This window comes from Roseateles sp. (genome assembly GCF_031397715.1).
GTDB lineage: Bacteria > Pseudomonadota > Gammaproteobacteria > Burkholderiales > Burkholderiaceae_C > Paucibacter_A.
In genome coordinates, this window is sequence record NZ_JANNMI010000045.1 from 1 (window position 1) to 4,079 (window position 4,079).

Annotated in this window: 3 protein-coding genes and 1 tRNA gene; all 4 read left to right on the plus strand. The window is 62.6% G+C overall.

What is annotated here, in order from left to right; all coding sequences use genetic code 11:
* Window positions 1–1,860, plus strand: a 1,860-nt coding sequence (gene pepN / locus RMO57_RS02200; RefSeq protein WP_310383792.1) for an aminopeptidase N, incomplete at its 5' end; no start/stop codon positions are given.
* Window positions 1,861–1,880: 20 nt separating this feature from the next.
* Window positions 1,881–2,903: a class 1 fructose-bisphosphatase gene (locus tag RMO57_RS02205; RefSeq protein WP_310383794.1), complete on the plus strand. Its 1,023-nt coding sequence runs from the start codon at window positions 1,881–1,883 to the stop codon at window positions 2,901–2,903.
* A gap of 15 nt (window positions 2,904–2,918) precedes the next feature.
* Window positions 2,919–2,994 (plus strand) — tRNA-Thr (locus tag RMO57_RS02210).
* A gap of 534 nt (window positions 2,995–3,528) precedes the next feature.
* The coding region (locus RMO57_RS21950) for a transposase (protein ID WP_414896362.1) at window positions 3,529–4,079 on the plus strand (551 nt) is incomplete at its 3' end.

A 4,079-nucleotide genomic window follows, 5' to 3' on the forward strand; every position in this document is an offset into this window, starting at 1 on the left:
AAGTACGTTCTGGCCAGCCCGGCCACCGCCACCGACGCGGACTTTGCCGGCATCGAAAGTGTTGTCGGCCACGAGTACTTCCACAACTGGAGCGGCAACCGCATCACCTGCCGCGACTGGTTCCAGCTCTCGCTGAAAGAAGGCCTGACCGTCTTCCGCGACCAAGAATTCAGCATGGACATGGCCGGCAGCGCCTCGGCCCGGGCCGTCTGCCGCATCCAGGACGTGCGCGCGCTGCGCGCCGCCCAGTTCCCCGAGGACTCGGGCGCGATGGCCCATCCGGTGCGCCCGGACAGCTATGTCGAGATCAACAACTTCTACACCACCACGATCTACGAAAAAGGCTCCGAAGTCGTGCGCATGTTCCAGACCCTGGTCGGGCGCGCAGGTTTCGAAGCCGGCCTGAAGCTGTACTTTGAGCGCCACGATGGCCAGGCCGTCACCTGCGATGACTTTGCCAGCGCGATTGCCGACGCCAACCCCGGCTCGGCCCTAACGACCCGCCTGGACGCCTTCAAGCGCTGGTACTCGCAGGCCGGCACGCCTCATGTGCAAGCGCGCGGTGCCTTTGATGCCGCCGCCCAGACCTACACGCTGACGCTGAAACAGCACTCACCCGCCACGCCGGGTCAGCCCGACAAATTGCCGCAGGTGATTCCGGTCGCGATGGGTCTCTTGAGCGCCGAGGGTCAGGCCTTGCTTCTGCATTTGCAGGGTGATGCACAAGCCGTTGGCAGCGACCATGTGTTGGTGCTGGAGCAGGCCGAGCAGAGCTTTGTCTTCATCAACGTCGCCTCGGCACCGGTGCCCTCGCTGCTGCGCAACTTCTCCGCGCCGGTGATCCTGGACGACGGCTTGAGCGACGCCGAACTGCTGGTGCTGCTGCAACACGACAGCGACGCCTTCAACCGCTGGGAAGCCGGTCAGCGCCTGGCACTGAGTCGCATCCTCGCGGCCCTGCACAGCGGCGCTGCGCTGCAACTCGACGACGCCTACCTCGACGCGATGCGCGCCCTGCTGCGTCATCCCAAACTGGACGCCGCCTTCAAGGAATTGGCGCTGACCTTGCCGGGCGAAGGCTATATCGCCGAACAGCTTGAGAGCGTCGATCCGCAGGCGATTCATGCCGTCGTTGAGGCCGCTCAAATGCAGCTGGCTGCGGCGCTGCGCGAGGACTGGATCGCGGTCTTCGATGCCAATCAGGTCAAGGGTGGCTACACACCGGACCCGGTCTCCAGCGGCAAACGTGCGCTCGCCAATCTAGCGCTGAGCATGTTGGTGTTGGACGCACCGCGTGTGCAAGATACGGTCTGGCCGGGCCGCGCCTATCAGCGTTTCAAGGATGCCGGCAATATGACCGACCGCCTGGGCGCCCTGTCGGCCTTGGTCAATGCGCATGCCGAGCTGGCTGATAGCGCGCTGGAGCGTTTCCATGAGCTGTTCAAGGACGACCCACTGGTGGTGGACAAGTGGTTTGCGCTGCAGGGCCGCGTGCCCGAGCAAGACGGCAAGACTTTTGCGCGCGTCAAGGCTTTGACCAAGCATGCCGACTTCACGCTGAAGAACCCGAACCGTGCGCGCAGCCTGATCTTCTCGCTCTGCATGTACAACCCGGCCGCTTTCCACCGCGTCGATGCTGCGGGTTATGTGTTCTGGGCCGAACAAGTCCTGGCACTGGACGCAATCAACCCGCAAATTGCCAGCCGCCTGGCCCGCGTGATGGACCGCTGGAGCAGCTTAGCGCCGGCCTATCGCAGCGCCGCGCTGGAGGCGATTCGCCGCGTCGCGGCCAAGACCGACCTGTCCAATGATGTACGCGAAGTCACAGATCGCGCGCTGGCTTCGGTCACCGCCCCATAACTCTTAATCTACCCATCATCATGACGCGACGCATCAGCCTGACCCAATATCTGATCGAACAGCAGCGCCAACATGGCCAAATCCCGCAGGAACTGCGGCTTTTGATCGAGGTGGTGGCGCGCGCCTGCAAACGCATCGCCATCAGCGTGACCAAGGGCGCTTTGGGCGAGGTGCTGGGCACGGCGGGCAGTGAAAATGTGCAGGGCGAAATCCAGAAAAAGCTCGACATCATCGCCAACGAGGTCTTGATCGAGGCGAACGAATGGGGTGGCCATCTGGCGGCGATGGCCTCCGAGGAAATGGAAGGCATTCACATCGTGCCCAATCGTTACCCGCAAGGCGAATACCTGTTGATGTTCGACCCGCTCGACGGCTCCAGCAATATCGACGTCAACGTCTCGATCGGCACCATTTTCTCGGTGCTGAAAAAAGCCGAGGGCAGCAAGGGCGTGTCGGAAGACGACTTCCTGCAGCCCGGCACCGCGCAAGTGGCGGCCGGCTATTGCGTCTACGGCCCGCAAACCACGCTGGTCTTGACCTTCGGCCAAGGTGTGGCGATGTTCACGCTGGACCGCGAACAAGGCTCGTTTGTGCTGACCAGCGAAGACGTCAAGATCCCGGAGGAGACCAAGGAATTCGCCATCAATATGTCGAATATGCGCCACTGGGACGCCCCGGTAACGCGTTACATCGACGAAGCCTTGGCCGGCAGCACCGGGCCGCGCGCGAAAGACTTCAATATGCGCTGGATCGCCTCGATGGTGGCTGACGTGCACCGCATCCTGACGCGCGGCGGTGTCTTTCTCTACCCCTGGGACAAGCGCGAGCCTAACAAGGCCGGCAAGCTGCGCCTGATGTATGAGGCCAACCCGATGGCCTTCCTGGTCGAGCAAGCCGGCGGTGCCGCCACCAACGCCCGCCAGCGCATCTTGGACCTGCAGCCCACGCAATTGCACGAGCGAGTGGCCGTGGTCTTGGGCTCAAAGAAGGAAGTCGAGCGCGTCACTGCCTACCACCTGGAAGCCGACCAGAACCGAGGTTAGAATCTCAGGCTTGATGCCGGTGTAGCTCAGTCGGTAGAGCAGCTCATTCGTAATGAGAAGGTCGGGTGTTCGATTCATCTCTCCGGCACCAATAAAATCAACGACTTAGCCCGGACTAACCCTCTGGGCTTTGTTGTTTCTGGGGCTCATGTAGCCACCATGTAGCCAGCGGTACAGGGTTTTGCACCAAATAGCAGGCCACCAGCGCCAGCCAGAAACAAGAAAGCCCGCACAGTGGCGGGCCTGGGTGTTGTTGCGCAGGGTCTAGGCGGCTGGCGCTGCCTTCCTGCCGCGCTTCGGTGGAATCAGGCCAGGAATCAATGCCTTGAAGGATTGAAATGCTTTGTCCTGGTGAGCTTGCCAGTACAGGCGCCAATGAGCGTCCCACACACGCTGGCCGGCTGGCGATTGGCGGTAAACCTCCGTGACCAACTCGGCCTTCTTCTTCAAGACAGCGCGAGTGCCACGGTCAGGGTGCACTTTTTGCTCCCATTGCAGTTTCCACCAGTCGCCGTGAATCCAAAGCCTCATTGGCTGCTCTTCTGTAAGCGGCCAGCCATCCCGTCTTGAATCACAGCTAGGCAGATAGCATGCTCGTGTCCACCTCAACTCTCTTGGTGGACACGTGAACACTTTGCCCAAACAAGTCGTCGATGGCCGCCGTCACCGTCGCCTGCATAGCGACGAATTCAAGGGCAACGCGGTGGCGGCCTGCATGCAGCCTGGCGTGTCTTTGGCGGCCGTCGCGATGGCTAACGGCATTAACGCGAATCTGCTGCGTCGCTGGGTGTGCGCGGCCGAAGCGAGTCTCGCTGGCGCCAGGCCGAAGGCCTTGCCTGCGCCCAAACCGGTGGTGCCGACTGCACCCGCAGTCTTCGTCCCCGTCCAATTGCCAACGCGTATGCCTCCGTGCGATATCCGCGTCGAGCTGCGTCGCGGCGCGACGACGGTCACTGAGGCTGCGCATAACGTCGTGATGGTGGGTGGACCCGGCACCGGCAAGACGCATCTGGCCATCGCCATCGGCGTGGCCGGCATCGGCAACGACGCCGCGCGGCTGTGCCAGCTGATGTTCACCGTCGAGGGCCGCGTGGGCCAGCGCAAGCTCTGGGGCATCGTGCATCTGGCGGATCGCCACCCGCGCCAGATCGTCAACGCCGCCTGTGCGCAGGCCCT

Bases quoted from the DNA above. Each gene is read 5' to 3' on its own strand.
- RMO57_RS02205 (WP_310383794.1), top strand. From the start codon at position 1,881: ATGACGCGACGCATCAGCCTGACCCAATATCTGATCGAACAGCAGCGC.